Annotated in this window: 15 protein-coding genes; 9 read left to right on the forward strand and 6 right to left on the reverse strand. The window is 54.1% G+C overall.

Annotation, left to right across the window (positions count from 1 at the left end; translation table 11 throughout):
* Positions 1-15: 15 nt before the first annotated feature.
* The 5 genes from ACFFK0_RS10915 to lplA all read left to right on the forward strand — a co-directional run bounded on the left by ACFFK0_RS10915 (position 16) and on the right by lplA (position 5,219).
* On the forward strand, positions 16-978 hold the full coding sequence (locus tag ACFFK0_RS10915; RefSeq protein ID WP_377470203.1) for an amidohydrolase family protein: 963 nt from the start codon (positions 16-18) through the stop codon (positions 976-978).
* Positions 965-2,323 carry a sugar ABC transporter substrate-binding protein gene (locus ACFFK0_RS10920; RefSeq protein ID WP_377470205.1) on the forward strand — a complete coding sequence of 453 codons (1,359 nt, stop codon included), beginning with the start codon at positions 965-967 and terminating at the stop codon, positions 2,321-2,323. Before ACFFK0_RS10915 ends, ACFFK0_RS10920 begins: the two co-directional genes overlap by 14 nt.
* Before the next feature lie 32 nt (positions 2,324-2,355).
* Positions 2,356-3,294, forward strand: coding sequence for a carbohydrate ABC transporter permease (locus ACFFK0_RS10925; RefSeq protein ID WP_377470206.1), 939 nt, complete (start codon positions 2,356-2,358; stop codon positions 3,292-3,294).
* Positions 3,294-4,136 (forward strand): carbohydrate ABC transporter permease, encoded by an 843-nt coding sequence (locus tag ACFFK0_RS10930; RefSeq protein WP_377470207.1) that lies wholly within the window; start codon positions 3,294-3,296, stop codon positions 4,134-4,136. Before ACFFK0_RS10925 ends, ACFFK0_RS10930 begins: the two co-directional genes overlap by 1 nt.
* A gap of 90 nt (positions 4,137-4,226) precedes the next feature.
* On the forward strand, positions 4,227-5,219 hold the full coding sequence (gene lplA / locus ACFFK0_RS10935) for a lipoate--protein ligase (RefSeq protein ID WP_377470208.1): 993 nt from the start codon (positions 4,227-4,229) through the stop codon (positions 5,217-5,219).
* 133 nt (positions 5,220-5,352) lie between these two features.
* On the opposite strand, the gene ACFFK0_RS10940 is transcribed toward lplA, so the two are convergent.
* From ACFFK0_RS10940 to ACFFK0_RS10955, 4 genes are read right to left on the reverse strand one after another with little or no spacing between them, the layout of a single operon-like run.
* Entirely contained in the window at positions 5,353-5,532 is a 180-nt protein-coding gene (locus ACFFK0_RS10940) for a hypothetical protein (RefSeq protein ID WP_377470209.1), read from the reverse strand.
* A gap of 5 nt (positions 5,533-5,537) precedes the next feature.
* Positions 5,538-6,398 carry a carbohydrate ABC transporter permease gene (locus tag ACFFK0_RS10945; RefSeq protein WP_377470210.1) on the reverse strand — a complete coding sequence of 287 codons (861 nt, stop codon included), beginning with the start codon at positions 6,396-6,398 and terminating at the stop codon, positions 5,538-5,540.
* 3 nt (positions 6,399-6,401) lie between these two features.
* Complete coding sequence (locus tag ACFFK0_RS10950) at positions 6,402-7,370, reverse strand: carbohydrate ABC transporter permease (RefSeq protein ID WP_377470211.1); 969 nt, start codon at positions 7,368-7,370, stop codon at positions 6,402-6,404.
* Between the two features lie 57 nt (positions 7,371-7,427).
* Positions 7,428-8,624, reverse strand: coding sequence for a carbohydrate ABC transporter substrate-binding protein (locus ACFFK0_RS10955; RefSeq protein WP_377470212.1), 1,197 nt, complete (start codon positions 8,622-8,624; stop codon positions 7,428-7,430).
* On the opposite strand from ACFFK0_RS10955, the gene ACFFK0_RS10960 reads away from it, so the two are divergent.
* Positions 8,614-8,952, forward strand: coding sequence for a hypothetical protein (locus ACFFK0_RS10960; protein WP_377470213.1), 339 nt, complete (start codon positions 8,614-8,616; stop codon positions 8,950-8,952). The two genes, ACFFK0_RS10955 and ACFFK0_RS10960, sit on opposite strands and share 11 nt — an antisense overlap.
* Positions 8,953-9,017: 65 nt before the next feature.
* Positions 9,018-10,004, forward strand: coding sequence for a hypothetical protein (locus ACFFK0_RS10965; RefSeq protein WP_377470214.1), 987 nt, complete (start codon positions 9,018-9,020; stop codon positions 10,002-10,004).
* A gap of 101 nt (positions 10,005-10,105) precedes the next feature.
* Here the strand turns inward: ACFFK0_RS10965 and ACFFK0_RS10970 are convergent, their stop codons facing one another.
* Complete coding sequence (locus ACFFK0_RS10970; protein WP_377470215.1) at positions 10,106-12,133, reverse strand: methyl-accepting chemotaxis protein; 2,028 nt, start codon at positions 12,131-12,133, stop codon at positions 10,106-10,108.
* A gap of 104 nt (positions 12,134-12,237) precedes the next feature.
* On the reverse strand, positions 12,238-13,128 hold the full coding sequence (locus ACFFK0_RS10975) for a LysR family transcriptional regulator (protein WP_377470216.1): 891 nt from the start codon (positions 13,126-13,128) through the stop codon (positions 12,238-12,240).
* A gap of 123 nt (positions 13,129-13,251) precedes the next feature.
* Between ACFFK0_RS10975 and ACFFK0_RS10980 the strand changes: the two genes are divergently transcribed.
* Together ACFFK0_RS10980 and ACFFK0_RS10985 are read left to right on the forward strand one after the other, a co-directional pair.
* The gene (locus tag ACFFK0_RS10980; protein WP_377470218.1) at positions 13,252-14,322 is read left to right on the forward strand and encodes a branched-chain amino acid aminotransferase; all 1,071 of its coding nucleotides are present in this window, start codon (positions 13,252-13,254) and stop codon (positions 14,320-14,322) included.
* A gap of 194 nt (positions 14,323-14,516) precedes the next feature.
* Positions 14,517-15,524 (forward strand): LacI family DNA-binding transcriptional regulator, encoded by a 1,008-nt coding sequence (locus ACFFK0_RS10985; protein WP_377470219.1) that lies wholly within the window; start codon positions 14,517-14,519, stop codon positions 15,522-15,524.
* Positions 15,525-15,628: the final 104 nt, after the last annotated feature.

A 15,628-nucleotide genomic window follows, 5' to 3' on the forward strand; every position in this document is an offset into this window, starting at 1 on the left:
ACAGGAGGAAACGCGATGTTTCAGAACCGGAATTTTAGCGTATTCGATATTCACGGGCATTTAGGCTTTCGGGAGCCGGCTAAGCCTAGAAAACCGCAGCATCCGCTGATCGGCAAGTATGCGGGCGAGCGGGCGGAACGCATGCGGCTGTCGTGGGATTTTCCTTCAACGGAAGATCAAGCGGAGGAGGCAAGCCGCCCTTTAATCGATCGGTGGTCCGATGAGCTCGATAAGTATGCCATCGGCGGCATCAATTTTTTGACCGCGCGAAACAACGAAGTTCTGGCTGAACAGATTGGCCAATATCCGAACAAATTTACCGGCTTTGCATCCCATCCCATTGAGGAGAAGGATGCGGCGAAACAGCTGAAGATCGCGGTGGATGAGCTTGGATTGCGCGGATATAAGCTGTTCGGTCCGCTCACGCCGGTTCCGTTCGAGGATCCGTCGCTTGAGCCGGTCTGGACGTTCGCGGCCGAGCGGCGCCTCCCCGTGCTGATCCATTTCGGACTGCTCGGCCACGCCGGAGGCATTGTGCATCATCCGAACATCAGCCCTTTAGCCATCTTTAACACGGCGCGCGAATATCCGGATATCCCGTTTATTATCCCGCATTTCGGAGCGGGATATTTCCAGGAGCTGCTGCATCTGTGCTGGAGCTGCCCGAATGTGTATGTCGACACGTCCGGCTCCAACCAATGGGTTCGCTGGATGCCCTACGAGCTCGATCTGGAGCGGCTGTTCCGCAAAACCTACGAGCTGATCGGTCCGGAACGAATCGTGTTCGGTACGGATGCGATGGGATTCCCGCGCGGTTATCCGTACCGGTATTTGCAGGACCAGGTTCGCGTATGCAGGGATTTGCGGTTCAGCGAATCCGACATCGAGCTCATCTTCGGCAACAATGCAAGGAAGCTGCTGCAACTGGAGACTCCATCCCATTTCTCTCAAGGAGATGATGACCATGAAACGCATTAACCAATCTTTCATCGTGCTGGTATCCTTGGCTGCCCTCATGTCCGGCTGCGCCGGAACGAGCAATACTGGAGCGACATCGGGCACAGCCGCAGGCACGGCTTCTCCCGGCGCTTCGACGACTCCCGCAGCTTCGGCTGCCAGCAGCGAGCCGGTTACGATTGAATATTGGCAGTATGAATTCGCCGCCAAGGTCGAACTGATCGATGCGCTGATCAAGGAATTCGAACAGAAGCACCCTAACATTAAAGTCAAGCAAACGAACTTTCCGTACGACCAGTACAATCAGAAGGTCGCTACGCTAGTTCCGGCAGGCAAGGGTCCCGATGTCATTAACCTGTACTACGGCTGGCTTCCGAAATACGTAGCCTCGGGGTACTTACAGCCGCTGCCCGTGAACAGCTTTCCGGCCGCCGATATCGAGAAGGAATTTTTCCCGTTCGTCAGCGCGGCGAAGCTGAACGGAAACTATTACGCCGTACCGACGGGAGTTCGGACGCTCGGTCTTTTCTATAACAAAGATTTGTTTGCAAAGTCGGGAATCGATAAGCCGCCGGCGACTTGGACGGAGCTGGTCGATACGGCCAAGAAGCTGACGGAAAAGGACGCGAACGGACAGTTCGTAACGGAAGGGCTTGCCTGGGAGCCGGGCGCTCAGCTTCACCACTGGTACCGTGACGGATTGGTTTATCAGGCCGGGGGCAAGGATACGAGCGACGATAAGCGGAAAGTGCTGTGGAAGGATTCTCCTGCCGGTCTGGAAGCCTTCCAGTATTTGCTCGATTTCGCCACGGTGCACAAAGTGGGAATCAACGGTTTTTACAATGACGATGCGAATGCGTTCAAAACCGGCCATGCTGCAATGAATATCGACGGTTCCTACCGGCTGGGTTCGCTGAAGAAGGACGCGCCGAACTTACATTACGCCATTGCTCCGCTTCCTTCTTACAAAGGAAAGTCGGCTCCGGCGTCGTTCTGGGCCAACGCGATTCCGAAGAACGTAACCGGCAAGAAGCTGGAAGCATCGGTGGAATTCCTTAAGTTCTTGACAAGTAAGGAAGTACAGGAACAATGGGTGGAGAAAACCGGTGAGCTGCCTGCCAAGAAAGAGGTGGCCTTACAGGATAAATATGTAAAGGATGAGAAGCTCGGGCCGTTCATTTCCCAGCTGGCGGACGGCAAGGCGCATTTCTTCGTCGACGAGACGCAAGAGCGGACGCTGTTTATCGATGCGGTCGATCAAGTGCTGATCAATCACGTTCCTGTGGAGCAAGCATTTGCGGATTTGGTCGGGAAGACACAGAAGCTGTATGACGAATATTGGGCCAAAGCGGGCTCGGCAAAATAAAAGCGCAGTCCGAAGGGGGAGGCAAGAAGAGGATGGAGGAGACCATCAAGCAAGTCGATATCGGGCGTAAGCAAGGACATACGGCCCCGAGGTTTACTATCGGTTACCATCGCAAGCGGTATTTGTTTATTTACGGCTGTCTGCTGCTCCCCCTTTTATTTTTCTTTACCGTTCGGGTCATTCCTATGCTGTATTCTTTCAATGTCAGTTTTCACCAGTGGGATATGCTCTCGGAGGAGAAGCCTTTCGTCGGGTTAGCCAATTACCGGGCCTTGTTTGAAGACGCGGTGTTTCTGACGGCAATTCGAAATACCGCCGTCTACGTTGTCTTGGGCGTTCTCGGTCAATTGGCCGCAGGTATGGCGATCGCGCTGCTGCTGCGGCGGATCGTCTTCCTGCGGGGATTTTTCCGGGCCGTATACTTCCTTCCATATATCACCAGCGTAGTTGCCGTCAGCTGGGTATTCCGCTGGATTCTCATGAAGAACGGGATCGCGAATTCCTGGCTGCTGGCATGGGGATTTGACGCTCAGCCGTTTCTGTACTCGACCACGCAGGCCATTTTTTTGATAACAGCCGTGATGGTGTGGCAACATATCGGATTTCAGATGCTGATCTTTTTGGCCGGACTCGATAACATTCCAGCCATCTATTACGACGCCGCTTCGATCGACGGAGCGGGGCGCTTTCGCACCTGGATTCACATTACGCTGCCTCTGCTCAATCCGGTCATCGTATTTTCGGTAGTCATGGCCACGATCGGCTTCCTGCAGTCGTTTACGCAGATACTCAATATGACGGCAGGGGGGCCGCTGAATTCAACGATATCGATCGTGCTGCACATTTATAATTCCGCCTTTAAGAGCTTCAATATGGGGTATGCCTCCGCCGGTTCGGTAGTCTTGTTCGTCATGATTCTGGCGCTGGTAGCGGTTCAGCTGAAGCTGGTGGAAAGAAAGGTGGAACACTGATGGGGACCCCGATTCGCATTTCTTTCGCCAGGTCGGCTCTGACCGCGGTTGGCTACGGGCTTCTCACGCTTGGCTTGACCGTTGTCGCCTTTCCTTTCCTATGGATGATCGCGACTTCATTGAAAGCGCCCGAGGATATGTTTTCGCTAAGCCTGATTCCGAAGAAGGTGCTTTGGAGCAATTATACCGATATATTTCGGCAGACCGAATATGGCGTTTGGTTCGTAAACAGCACGATCGTCGCGGTCCTGGCGACAGGCAGCGTGGCGGTGTTCGATACGATCGTCGGGTATATCGTGGCGAAGTTTTCCTTTGTCGGGAAACAGGCGATCTTTCTGTTCATCCTCAGCACACTGATGGTACCGACGGAGATGCTTATCATCCCGTGGTATTTGCTTTCGACGAATCTGGGCTGGGTGGATACGTATTGGGGGGTGCTGTTTCCCGGGCTCATTACCGGCTTCGGCATTTTTCTCATGAAGCAGTTCATGGAATCGATACCGTCCGAGCTGCTGGATGCGGCGCGGATCGACGGTTTGGGCGAGCTGGGGATTCTGGCGAAGATCGTCGTGCCGCTCACTCGCTCGGCGCTGGCAACGCTTTGCATATTAACGTTCTTAGGCAGTTGGAATGCGTTTATTTGGCCCTTGATCGTGACCCAATCCGACAATATGTATACCATACCGGTCGGGATGGCGTTCTTCTCCAGCGAAGCGAAGGACAGCAGCAACTGGATTCAAGTGATGACGGGGGCGACGCTTTCGGTGCTTCCGCTTATCGTGGTGTTTATTGTATTTCAAAAACAAATCATTCGCGGAATTGCAACTACCGGCATGAAGTGAACGAAGCCGAACGCGGGCTTCGCCGTTTTTCTTTTGTACGGAAATTGCGGTACAATGGATGCTACTACCGACGTTGAAGGAGGCGGACTCATGCTGCTGATCGATTACCCCGAGCTTCACGATCCGACGCTGAACCTTGCGATTGAAGAATATGCGCTTCGGCATTTGCCGGGCGGACACGAATATCTGATTTTCTATGTCAATAAGCCTTCGATCATCATCGGCAAGAACCAGAATACGGCGGAGGAGATCAATGCCCGCTACGTGGAGGACAACGGCATTCATGTCGTGCGCCGGCTGTCGGGAGGAGGGGCTGTCTATCATGACCTCGGGAACCTGAATTTCAGCTTCGTGACGAACGATGACGGCAAGTCGTTTCACAACTTCCGCAAGTTCACCGAGCCGGTTGTTCGCGCGCTCCGGTCGCTGGGCGTCGAGGCTGAGCTGACCGGACGAAACGATCTGCAGGTCGGAGAACGCAAAATATCCGGCAACGCCCAGTTTGCCTCGAAAGGACGCATGTTCAGCCACGGCACGCTGCTCTACGATTCGGACATGGAGGCCGTAGCGGCCGCCTTGAACGCCAACCCGGAAAAGTTCAAGTCGAAGAGCACCAAGTCGGTGCGCAGCCGTGTCGCGAATATTACGGAGTTTCTGTCGGAGCCGATGAGTATCGAGGCGTTCAAGGCGAAGCTGCTGGCGTCCATCTATGAGGGACGGACCCCCGAACGGTATGTGCTGACGGACGAGGACTGGAGCGCGGTACGGAGGCTGGCGGACGAGCGCTACCGGAGCTGGGATTGGAATTACGGACGCTCGCCGGTGTTTAATGTGCGCAAGACGAAACGTCTGTCGGCGGGCACATACGACCTGCGGCTTAACGTCGAAGGCGGCGTCATCCGCGAGGCAGCCGTATACGGCGACTTCTTCAGCGTTGGCGAAGCAGCGGAGTTCGCTGCGAAGCTGGCGGGTGTCAGGTACGACGCCAAGGCAATCGGCGAGCTTGTCGATACGCTCGATCTGATGCACTATTTCGGTCCGGTTACGCGCGACGAATGGATGGATCTGTTTTTCTACGAGTGAGCCAGCTTGCCGCCGCGAGACGCACTCGGCGCCGTTCCGGTAATGCGAAGGAATACGCCGGATTCGCGATGAATTCGGCTTGCTTTCTCGTACGGGAACGGCTTCCTTGTGGACCGGTCGGGAAAATATACGTCTACCCGTAATAAATCGCGTCATGAGGGAACTCGACCTTCTTCATCCGATATTCCTTCGGTGTCATGGACATATACTCGCGAAACACTTTGCCGAGCCAGGGCCAATAAGCCAGGCGCAAAACGCGGATCGAACAACGAAACCCGACCCATTGCGGCCGGGTTTTCATTGTACCTATCAAATCGTCTACTCCTTAACGCCGCCAAGCGCCACACCGGCAATAATGTACCGCGACAGAAGGAAGTAGATTACGAACAGCGGAAGCACCGTCAGCGACAAGCCCAAATAAATCGAGCCGAACTCCGTCTTGTAAATATCTCCGCGCAGCAAGCTCACCATGATCGGCAGCGTATATTTATCCTTCTGCGTCAAGAGAATAAGCGGCATGAACAGGTTGTTCCAATTGCCGACGAAGGCGAAGATGGCTTGAGTCGCTACGGCCGGCATCATGATCGGCATGATGATTTTGTTGAAGGTAGAGAATTCGCTCGATCCGTCCACGCGCGCCGCTTCAACAAGCTCGACGGATAAAGTTGCGAGCAGGTATTGGCGCATGAAGAACACGACCGCCGGGGCCGCAATCGCGGGCAGGATCAGCGGCAGGTAGCTGTTGGTCCAATGGAGCTTATACATAAACTGATAAAATCCGATGGCGCTGGCCTGCGACGGAATCATCATGACGGCCATGATGAACGTGAAGAAAGGCTGACGGAAGTGCCAGTTGTACACTACAATCGCATAGGCGGTCAATGATGAAAAATAAACGGTCAAGATCGTCGCGCAGCCCGAGATGATAAGCGAGTTCATGAATCCGCGGAACGGATCAAAGCTCTTATCCAGCAGCACATTCCAGTTGGATATCAGATGCGTGGAAGGAATCAGCGATAAACCGCTTTGAATTTCCGGCGTTGAACGGGTTGCGTTTACAAACATGATCAAAAACGGCATGATGCTGAGCAGCGACAGGAGGATGCAGATGACATAAATAACGGTCTTGTTGATTCCTCTGCTTAAGGAGACGCTGCCGCTTCTTTGAAGGTTAGCCATGGGTTACGCCCCCCTTACCGCTGCTTTGGCAGCGTTCTTGAGCTTCTTTTCTTCTTTCCTAAGCCGGGCCGCGTCGCGGTCGCGCATCATATAGAACAGCAATCCGGACAGCGCTGCGGCGATCACGAACATAATCATGCTTGCAGCCGCTGCTCGGTTAAACATATAGCTTCCTTTAAAGGCTTGCCCGTAAATGAACATGGACGTTGTCAGCGTAGCATTGTCCGGTCCGCCGATCAGGAACAGCTGAGGGATATCGAACATTTGCAAACCGCCGATCATCGACGTAATAATCGTAAACAGCAAAATCGTTCGCAGACTCGGCAGCGTGATCCGGAAGAAGATCTGCCATCCGCTGGCTCCGTCGATCGCCGCAGCCTCGAAAAGTGCGGGGTTGATGCCGAGAACGCCTGCGATCAGAACGATCATGGTGTTGCCGTACCACATCCAGAATTGGATAAACGCCACGATGCCTCGAGCCGTCCACTTATCCTGAAGGAAATTGATCGGCGAGTCGGACCAGCCCATCATCTGAAACAAGCTGTTCATAGGGCCCGTTGGGTAAGCGAACAAGGAGCTGAACAGCACCGCGATCGTACTCGCCGTAATAATATTCGGCATGTAGAGCAGAACCTTAAACAGGCCTTGTCCCCGGAGCTTCAAGCGCTGGTTGGTGAACCATGCCGTTAGCAAGAGCGCGAGAACGATCTGGGGGATGAAATTCATAATCCAAAGCAGCGCCGTATTGACCATAGACTTATGAAACGAAGGGTTATCGAAGATCAGGTCCTTGAAGTTTTGGAACGGATCCGGCAAAATGTGAATCGGTTTAGGCACGATCCCCTTCATGTCGGTAAAGCCGATAACGGCGGTATATAGGATGGGATACAGCGAAAACACCACGAACGCCAGGATAAAGGGAAGGCTGAAAATATAACCGTATTTCGAATAGCTGACTCTATTGCGGCGCATGCTCTCACCTCTTAAATTATGTAAAGGGGCAGGTAAGCTCACCCGCCCCTTCGGCATTTATTCGCTTGCGATGTTGAGCTGGTCTTTGACTTGCGCCTTGAAGTCGGCGATAGCTTTGTCACGGCTCTTATTGCCGGCGGTGTATTCGCGAACCTGATCGCGCCACAGCTTGTTGATCGTTTCGTCATACTGGGTCAGGTTCTTGCCCGAAGCGTTGGCGTTGGCCGGAACGAAGACGTCGAACATGTTCTGTCCGCCCAGCAGCGGGACTTTGCCGTCCGATTTCTTCATGACGGCGGAGGAAGCGACCGTGTCTTTCGTCCCTTGCTCGCCGGCCTTCATCGTGCCGTTAGCCCAGAAATATTGGAGACCCTTATCGGAGGTATCCAGTGTTACCCACTTCATGAAGTCGGAAACGGCTTGCTTCTTGGCAGCGTCCTTGACGACGTCTTTGTTGGCGAGGAGCCAAGTACCGCCCCAGAAGAAGCCTGTCGGCGGCTCGGTGACAGCCCAGTCGCCATTGGTTTGCTTCACTTGGCCGTTCATCACGTAGTTGATGAGCCAAGCAGGACCGAAGAAGCCGAAGATCGGTTTGGAGCCGGACCCGGACATATCCGCGTACCAAGCTTCCGTCCAGTCGGTCGTATCGTTATGATAGCCGTTGTCTTTGAGCTTCTTGGAAAGATCCAGGAACTGCTCGCGCTTAGGATCGATATGAAGCTTGCCGTTTACGATCCAGCCCTTATCGGAGCTGTTCTCGATCGGGTGCCAAATATCTCCGTCGCCGGACACGATGCCGTAGCCCTTGGCTTTCAGCTTCGCAGCCGCTTCGAAAAATTTGTCCCAGCCGGGGCCGACTTCCTTCTTGATCGCCGCAGGGTCATCGGTTCCGAATACGTCCTTGGCCAGAGAGCGGCGATAGATGAAGGCGCCGCCGGTCGCTTGGTAAGCGAGGCCTTTCAGCTTGCCGTCCTTGCTGCCGATATCCACCGAATATTGGGCGATGCCGGCATCCTTCACCATCTGATCGGTCAGGCCCAGATCGGCATAGTTAGCTGCGTAGGTGACGGCGTCGCCCTGCGTGTACTTGAGGACGAATGCGGATTCGGCTGCGTAGATGTCCGGGGCGTCCTTGCCTCCCGCGGAGAGCGCCTGATCAAGCGCCGGCTGGTAAGCGCCGTCCGTAGTTGCGATAATCGTCGTTTTGAATTCGACGTTTGCTTCGGGATGGAGCTCCAGATACTTGGTTGTCATCTTTGGAATCTCGTCGGTGAACGACCAGAGATTGATGGTGACCTTTTCGGCAGGCTTACTGGTGCCGCTGCTGGTACTGCTGCTAGATGCATTGGAAGAGCTGCTGCCGGAACCGCTTGCATTGTTTGGAGTGCTTGAGCTTCCGCCGGAGCATGCGGAGAGAACGGAGCCCATCAGAATTACGGCGGTAGCTAGCGGGAAAATACGTTTCATCTTCTTTTTTGCCTCCCATATTTCTTTTGTAAACGCTAACATCATTCTAGGTGTTTATGGGTATATCAACAAGGTAACGGCATTTGGGGATAGTTCCACTTTTTTTGGATTGTAATCAAGCACCAAGCACTTTATAATAGGGAAAAATTTACTATTTGATCTCTTCTGGGGGATATGACCGTGAACTGGAAGTCCAAATTATACGATACGGCCCGAACGATTGCAGAGCCGTTCAAGAGCGATTCGAGAGTGCTGGGCGTTGCGTTCGGCGGCAGCTTGGGGCGAGGGGTCGCCTGGAAGCATTCGGATCTGGAATTGTGCCTGCTCGTCGAGGAGAAGATCGAAGAGTATGGACACTTTAACGTAATCGAGGGCATGGGCGTCGAAATCTTCCAGTTTCCGCGATCGCAAATCGAGCGGTTTCTAGCCGAATTCGTAGAGCCGGACGTGTCGGTGCTGGACTTCCGGATTCAAATCTACGGCTGCAAAATCGTCTACGATCCTTCAGGGCTGCTTGCCCGTTTCAAAGAAACGTTCGACTGGAGCTTATTCCATGAGAATGTAACGAGACTCAAGGTCGGAGAATCGCTGCGCCGGGCTGACGACCGGCTGGCAAAGGCTAAGACACTTCTGCAGCGCAGGCATGTCCGCACATCTCTCGCTCAGCTGCGGATCGGATTGAATGATCTGATATTGGCGACTTACTGGCAGCACGGGATGCTGCCGCGGAGCCAGAACCGGACCGAATATTTTTTGCGTAAACATATAAGTCTGTTCGGCCACGAGCATCTGTACAAAGCGTTCATTCGAACGTTCTGTCTGGATCAGCCTCTTTCTCGCATGAAGCTGCTCTTCCGTGCGGCCAAGCCGGACATTTACTCTGTGGCAGACTCGACCTGGGGAGGCAGCACGTCGCAGTTTCTGCAAGAGGCTGTCGACGGGAATCTGGAGTGGGGCCACGAGAAGAGCATCCTGTATGTGAACAAGTACTGCATTCATGTGATGCAGTGTCTAGCTCAGGCGGCAGAAGAGAACGTGTACGATCAAGAAGCTTATGTTCAGCGCTATGGCGAGCTGTATCGTTTCCTGGATATGGATCAGGTGGACCATGAACAGGTTGAAGAGATGGTGAGGATGTTCGAGAAGGCCAGGGAGCAGGTGGTGTAGGGGCTTGCGGTATGGTGCTTACGAAGGTTCAGCCCGGAGGAACGCTCTACATACAGAAGCCTGCCAAGCATGTTCCCGGCAGGCTTCACTACGTCTATTGATTACAGCTTAAAACGGTCTACGAGCGTTCCGAGCTCTTCCGCCATCTTGGCGAGCATAACGGCGGAAGCGGTCACTTCCTCGCTGGAGGCAAGCTGCTGCTCGGCAGACGCCGCGACGGCCTGGGTTTCACCTGCGTTCGCAGCGGCAACCCCGGATATCGATTGAATATTGGCAGCCATCTGCGCCGCGTTACCGACCATTTGTTCGGCATGCGTACTGACATTACCGACAAGCACTGCGACGGAATGGATACCCTGCCGGATATCTTGGAACAACGCTCCCGTTTCGTGAACGGCGTTCATTCCCGACTTCACCCCGATAACCGCAGCTTCGATAGCTCCCTCCAACTGCTCCGTATCCGTCTGCACATTGCCGATCAGCTCGGCGATATGCCGGGCGGACTTCGCCGTCTGATCCGCCAGCTTGCGGACTTCTGCGGCAACGACAGCGAAGCCTTTCCCTGCTTCTCCCGATCTTGCGGCTTCAATCGCAGCGTTCAAAGATAACAGGTTCGTTTGCTGTGCGATCGTGGAGATCATCGCTACGATATTTCCGATTTCTTTATTTCTATGACTGAGCTTCGAAATGACCTTAGACAATTCGTCTACCATCTGGTGAATATTCGACATCTGCGATACGGCGCCATGAACCGCATCCGAGCCTTTCTCCGCTTTCTCGTTCGCTACGGCCGCCGAGGCTGAAACCTCGCGGGCATTGCCGGCGATGAGCTCGATACTCGCGGTCATCTCGACAACCGTTTGGGTTCCGCTTTGTACACTTGCAACTTGCTGCTTCGCACCTTCTGCAACGGTTTGGGCGGATGCAGCGATGTGCTCCGTAACTTTAGTCGATTGCTCGGCGCTTGCCGTCAATTGCTCCGAGGAGGAGGCGAGCTGGTTGGCGGTTTGACTGACTTCGAACATCATGGACTTCAGCGAATTGACCATCTTGTTGAAGCTGGCCGCTGCTTGCCCGATCTCATCATGGGTATGGACCGAAAGCTGCTGTGTCAAATCTCCCGATTCTACGACCTCGATCGCTTGCTTTAAGCTGCGGATCGGCCGGCTAAGCTGGACGGATATCCAATAGGAAAGAAGCAAACCAACAGCGAGCACGAGGCAGGCGATACCGGCCATCGTCATTTCCATTTCGCGAATCGGCTTGGTCAGCTCCGATTTCGGAGCGGCAAGCATGATCACCCAATCGGCAGACGTTTTACGGTAAATCCCGTATTTTTCCTCGCCATCCGCTGTGACGTAGGAAAACAGGCCGCTGCCGCCCTGTTTGGCCTTCTCGAAGGCGGTCTGCACCTCGGGAACCGCAAGATCCTTCACGGTACTTTTCATAATCAGTTCTTGGTTGGGATGGTACACGATGTTCCCCATAGAGTCGAACAAAAACGCATAGCCGGTTTCGCCTATTTTGACGGAAGCGAGGGCATCGGATACTTCTTTGATCGCCAGAGAGCCGGACAAGAAGCCTGCAGGCTTGCCGTCCTTATGAACGGGTGCCCCCAAATTGACAACCAATTGGTTCGCGGCTTTGGATACGATAGGGTCTTGAACCGCAGCATGGCCGGAGGCGTATTTTTGGATGACAGCCATCGTAGAAGGAATTCCGGATACGTCCAGCTTCTGCGCATTTAAATTGTTATACAGATTCTTCCCCGTAAAGTCGGGAGAGAAGGCGATCCCGCTAAAGCTGGGATTTTGTTTATGTAGCTGGGTTAATAAATCAAGCGGATTGGAGCTGCTAAGGAGCTGTTCCGAAGTAAGCTTGGCTAACGATTCCAAGACGACGAGCTTGGATTCGAAAAATCGGTCTATCTTCTGAAGAATAAGATCGGACTGGGATTGCAGGTTGCTGTCGATCTGCTCCATAACCTTCTTTGTAGAGAAACTAATATTGATGAAGGAAACAAACAGGAGGACGCCAATTAATAAAATCCCCGTAAAAGTAAGCATTTTCATTTTTATGCTTTTAAAGCGTGACGCAGCCGCCAGTTTGTTCGCCTTGTTTGCCTGCATGATGTTTTCCCCCGCTCTATGGTGTGTATGGAAGCACATGCGAACATTTTATCATATTATGTTGAAAAGTGTCGAAATATAGTGGATGGAATAATCCGGTATCCTCATTCCGCGAATGTCTCGATAAAATTTCGCGCGCTCTTGGAAAGATACCTGTCCTTGATCCAGACCAGACCGACCTCCGAGTAGAAAGGCGTGTGCGCAAGTTCGTACATCGTAATACTTGTCAGCGGGAAGGAAGCGAGTACCGACTTCGGCAAAATCGTTGCGCCGATGCCCGCTGCGACCAACGCCAGGATAATCGCGACGCTGGAGCACTCGCACAGAATGCGCGGTTCATGACCGGACTCGTGAAACGCCTTCAGCACGCGATCGTGCATGCCGGTTGTCATATTGCTCTTTAAGCTGAGAAAAGGATGCTCGGCCAGCGCCTCCATTCCCAGCTTTCCTTCCTCCGAAGCCTGGGGCCAGCTGCTGGGCAGCAAGGCGACGAGCGGATCGGGAGGCAGGTGAAGAACCGTATAGCGGTCCGGCTCGAATGCGGCCTCGAACGGGAGGCGTGCGACGACAAGCTCCAGGCTCCGCTTCTCAAGCAGATCCCCTAGGAGGAAGTGGTCGCCTTCGTGGATTTTGAACGTAACCTGAGGGAAGCGCTCGTGGAAACGCTCGATTCGCTGCGGCAGCAGAGAGACGCAAGAGACGACGGAGCCGATCGAGAGCATGCCCCGGACGCCGGAGTCCAGCTCCTGCACCTCTTCAATCGTCTCCTGAAATTGGTGCAGCAGCCGCTCCGCCCGGCGGCGCAGCAATTCGCCCGCATGCGTAAGAACAAGGCGCTTGCCGCTGCGATCGAACAAGGCGACACCGAGCTCGTCCTCGAGAAGCTTCATCTGCCGGCTGAGCGGCGGCTGTTCCATATTCAGGCGCTTGGCCGCACCGGTAACTTGTCCCTCTTCGGCGACGGCAAGAAAATAGCGAAGCTGGCGAATATCCATACGATACTTGTCTCCTCTGAAGTATACCTTTTCGGTATATTATTTCTACAAAATAGATATTTTCAATATAACCTGAAAACGGTTACGATTCAATTAACAAACTGATCAAAAGGGTGACACGAAATGACCATACAAATCCGTATCGAGCGCACGACAGCGCCCAAACCGAGACCGCAGGCAAGCGAACTCGGGTTTGGAAAATATTTTACAGACCACATGTTTATTGTCGATTATGCGGAAGGCAAAGGTTGGCACGACGCGCGGATTGTGCCGTACCAGCCGATTACCCTGGATCCCGCGGCCAAAGTATTCCACTATGGGCAAACGATTTTCGAAGGGCTGAAGGCTTACAGGACCGAGACAGGTCAAATCGCGCTGTTTCGTCCCGACATGAACATGAAGAGACTGAATCGCTCGAATGATCGGATGAGCATTCCGGCAATCGAAGAGGAGCTGGGGCTCGAAGCCTTGCGCCAGCTCGTTCTGATCGACAAAGACTGGATTCCGGACGCGCCGGAAACTTCGCTTTATGTGAGGCCGTTTGTGATCGCAACGGAGGCCGCGCTGGGAGTATCGCCTTCGAAGCAGTATCAGTTCATCATCATCATGTCGCCGGTCGGCTCCTATTACGCCGAAGGGATCAAGCCGGTATCGATCTATGTGGAATCGGAGTATGTTCGCGCGGTGGCGGGCGGGGTCGGCCATGTCAAGACTGCCGGCAACTATGCGGCGGGACTGAAGGCGCAGGAAGGGGCGACGGAGCAAGGCTGCGCCCAGGTGCTCTGGCTCGATGGCGTGCACCGCAAATACGTGGAGGAAGTCGGCAGCATGAATGTGTTCTTCCGCCTCGGGAACAAGATCGTAACGCCTGCGTTGACAGGAAGCCTGCTGTCCGGCATCACGCGGGATTCCGTCATTCATCTGCTCCGGCATTGGGGACTAGAGGTGGAAGAGCGCCTGATCTCGATTGACGAAGTGACGCAGGCCCAGAAGGATGGAAGCCTGAAGGAGATGTTCGGCACCGGTACGGCGGCGGTCATTTCCCCGGTCGGCTCGCTCTATTGGCAGGGCGAGAAGCTGACGATCGGCGACGGATCGACAGGGGAGCTTACACTACGTGTGTACGAGACGATGACAGGCATCCAAACCGGCCGTATCGAGGATCCGTTCGGCTGGCGGGTCGCTCTGGATTAGTGCTCCCTATAGAACTCTCAGTATATCAATAGATAAGGCTGCCGACTGATAGATCGGCGGCCTCTTTGTTCATATTAGGCATAGAGCCGTTCGTGTCCCCGGCGAGTAACGTCCAACTTTCCAAATAAAGGGGCCTTATGATATACTTACGGTATGTAAACGATAACATATAACATCATTGGAAGGATGCTATCATGACCAAGCTGACCATTAAGGAGGTCGCGAAGGCGGCAGGCGTATCCACCGCTACGATCTCCCGGGTGCTGAACGAGAACGGCTATGTCAGCGAGGAGGCGAGAAGGAGGGTGCTGGAGACCATTGAGCGGCTGCATTACAAGCCAAATACAATTGCTCGAAGTCTCAAGCAGGATCGTTCCGGGGGCATCGGATTCGTGCTGCCGGACCTGACAAACCCCTATTTCATGCGGATCGCCCGTGCTCTGCATAACCGGCTGGCCGGCGAAGGGTACTACGTATTTTTCATGGACTCGGATGAAGAGCCGGAGAAGGAGCGGGAGGCGTTAAACTTCCTGTTGGAGAAGAGGGTGGAAGCGATCCTCTTGGCAGGCACCGGCGGTAATCTCGAGCTGATTCGGCGCATTCAGGCCGGCGGGACTCCCCTCGTGCTGCTTGATCGGCAGCTTCCCGGTGTTCCGGCGGACGCCGTGATGGAGGACAATGAAACTGCCGCCGAGGAGGCGGTTATGTATCTGCTGGACAAAGGACACCGGACGGTAGGGGTATTGAACGGTCCTGCAGGAATTTCAACGGCGGCCGAGAGAGCCCGCGGTGCATTGAAAGCCCTTACAGTCCGCGGGATGGAGGCTCATACCGAGTACAGCTACTACGGAGATTACACAAGAAACTCGGGAAAGCGCGCTGCGAAGTATTTCCTTGAGCTGCCCGTCCCGCCGACGGCGGTGTTCTCGGCTAACAATGAGATGACCTTCGGTTTCCTTCTCGGGCTGAAGGAGAATGGGCTGCCAATCGACCATATGGAGCTGGTCTCTTTCGGCGGGTTGGATTTCGCATCGTTGTTTCGTCATCGGCTGACGGCAATCCGGCAGGAGCCCGATGCCGTAGCCGAAGCGGCGGCTGAGCTGCTGCTAAGGCGCATCCGGGAGCCGGAATCCGCAGGAAAGCGTGAGAAAAGGCTGCTCGTTCCCAGGCTGGAAGTGTCGCCGGCATCTGAGGATGGTTAATCGGATCGGCTGTGTTTGTTTCCGAAGATATGAATATAAGCAAGACCGGCTCTTTTGCGGAGCCGTTTAATTATATCGCTTGTGTAATCGTTAACACATTTCTG

The sequence above is a fragment of the Paenibacillus chartarius genome (assembly GCF_042432825.1).
Lineage (GTDB): Bacteria > Bacillota > Bacilli > Paenibacillales > NBRC-103111 > Gordoniibacillus > Gordoniibacillus chartarius.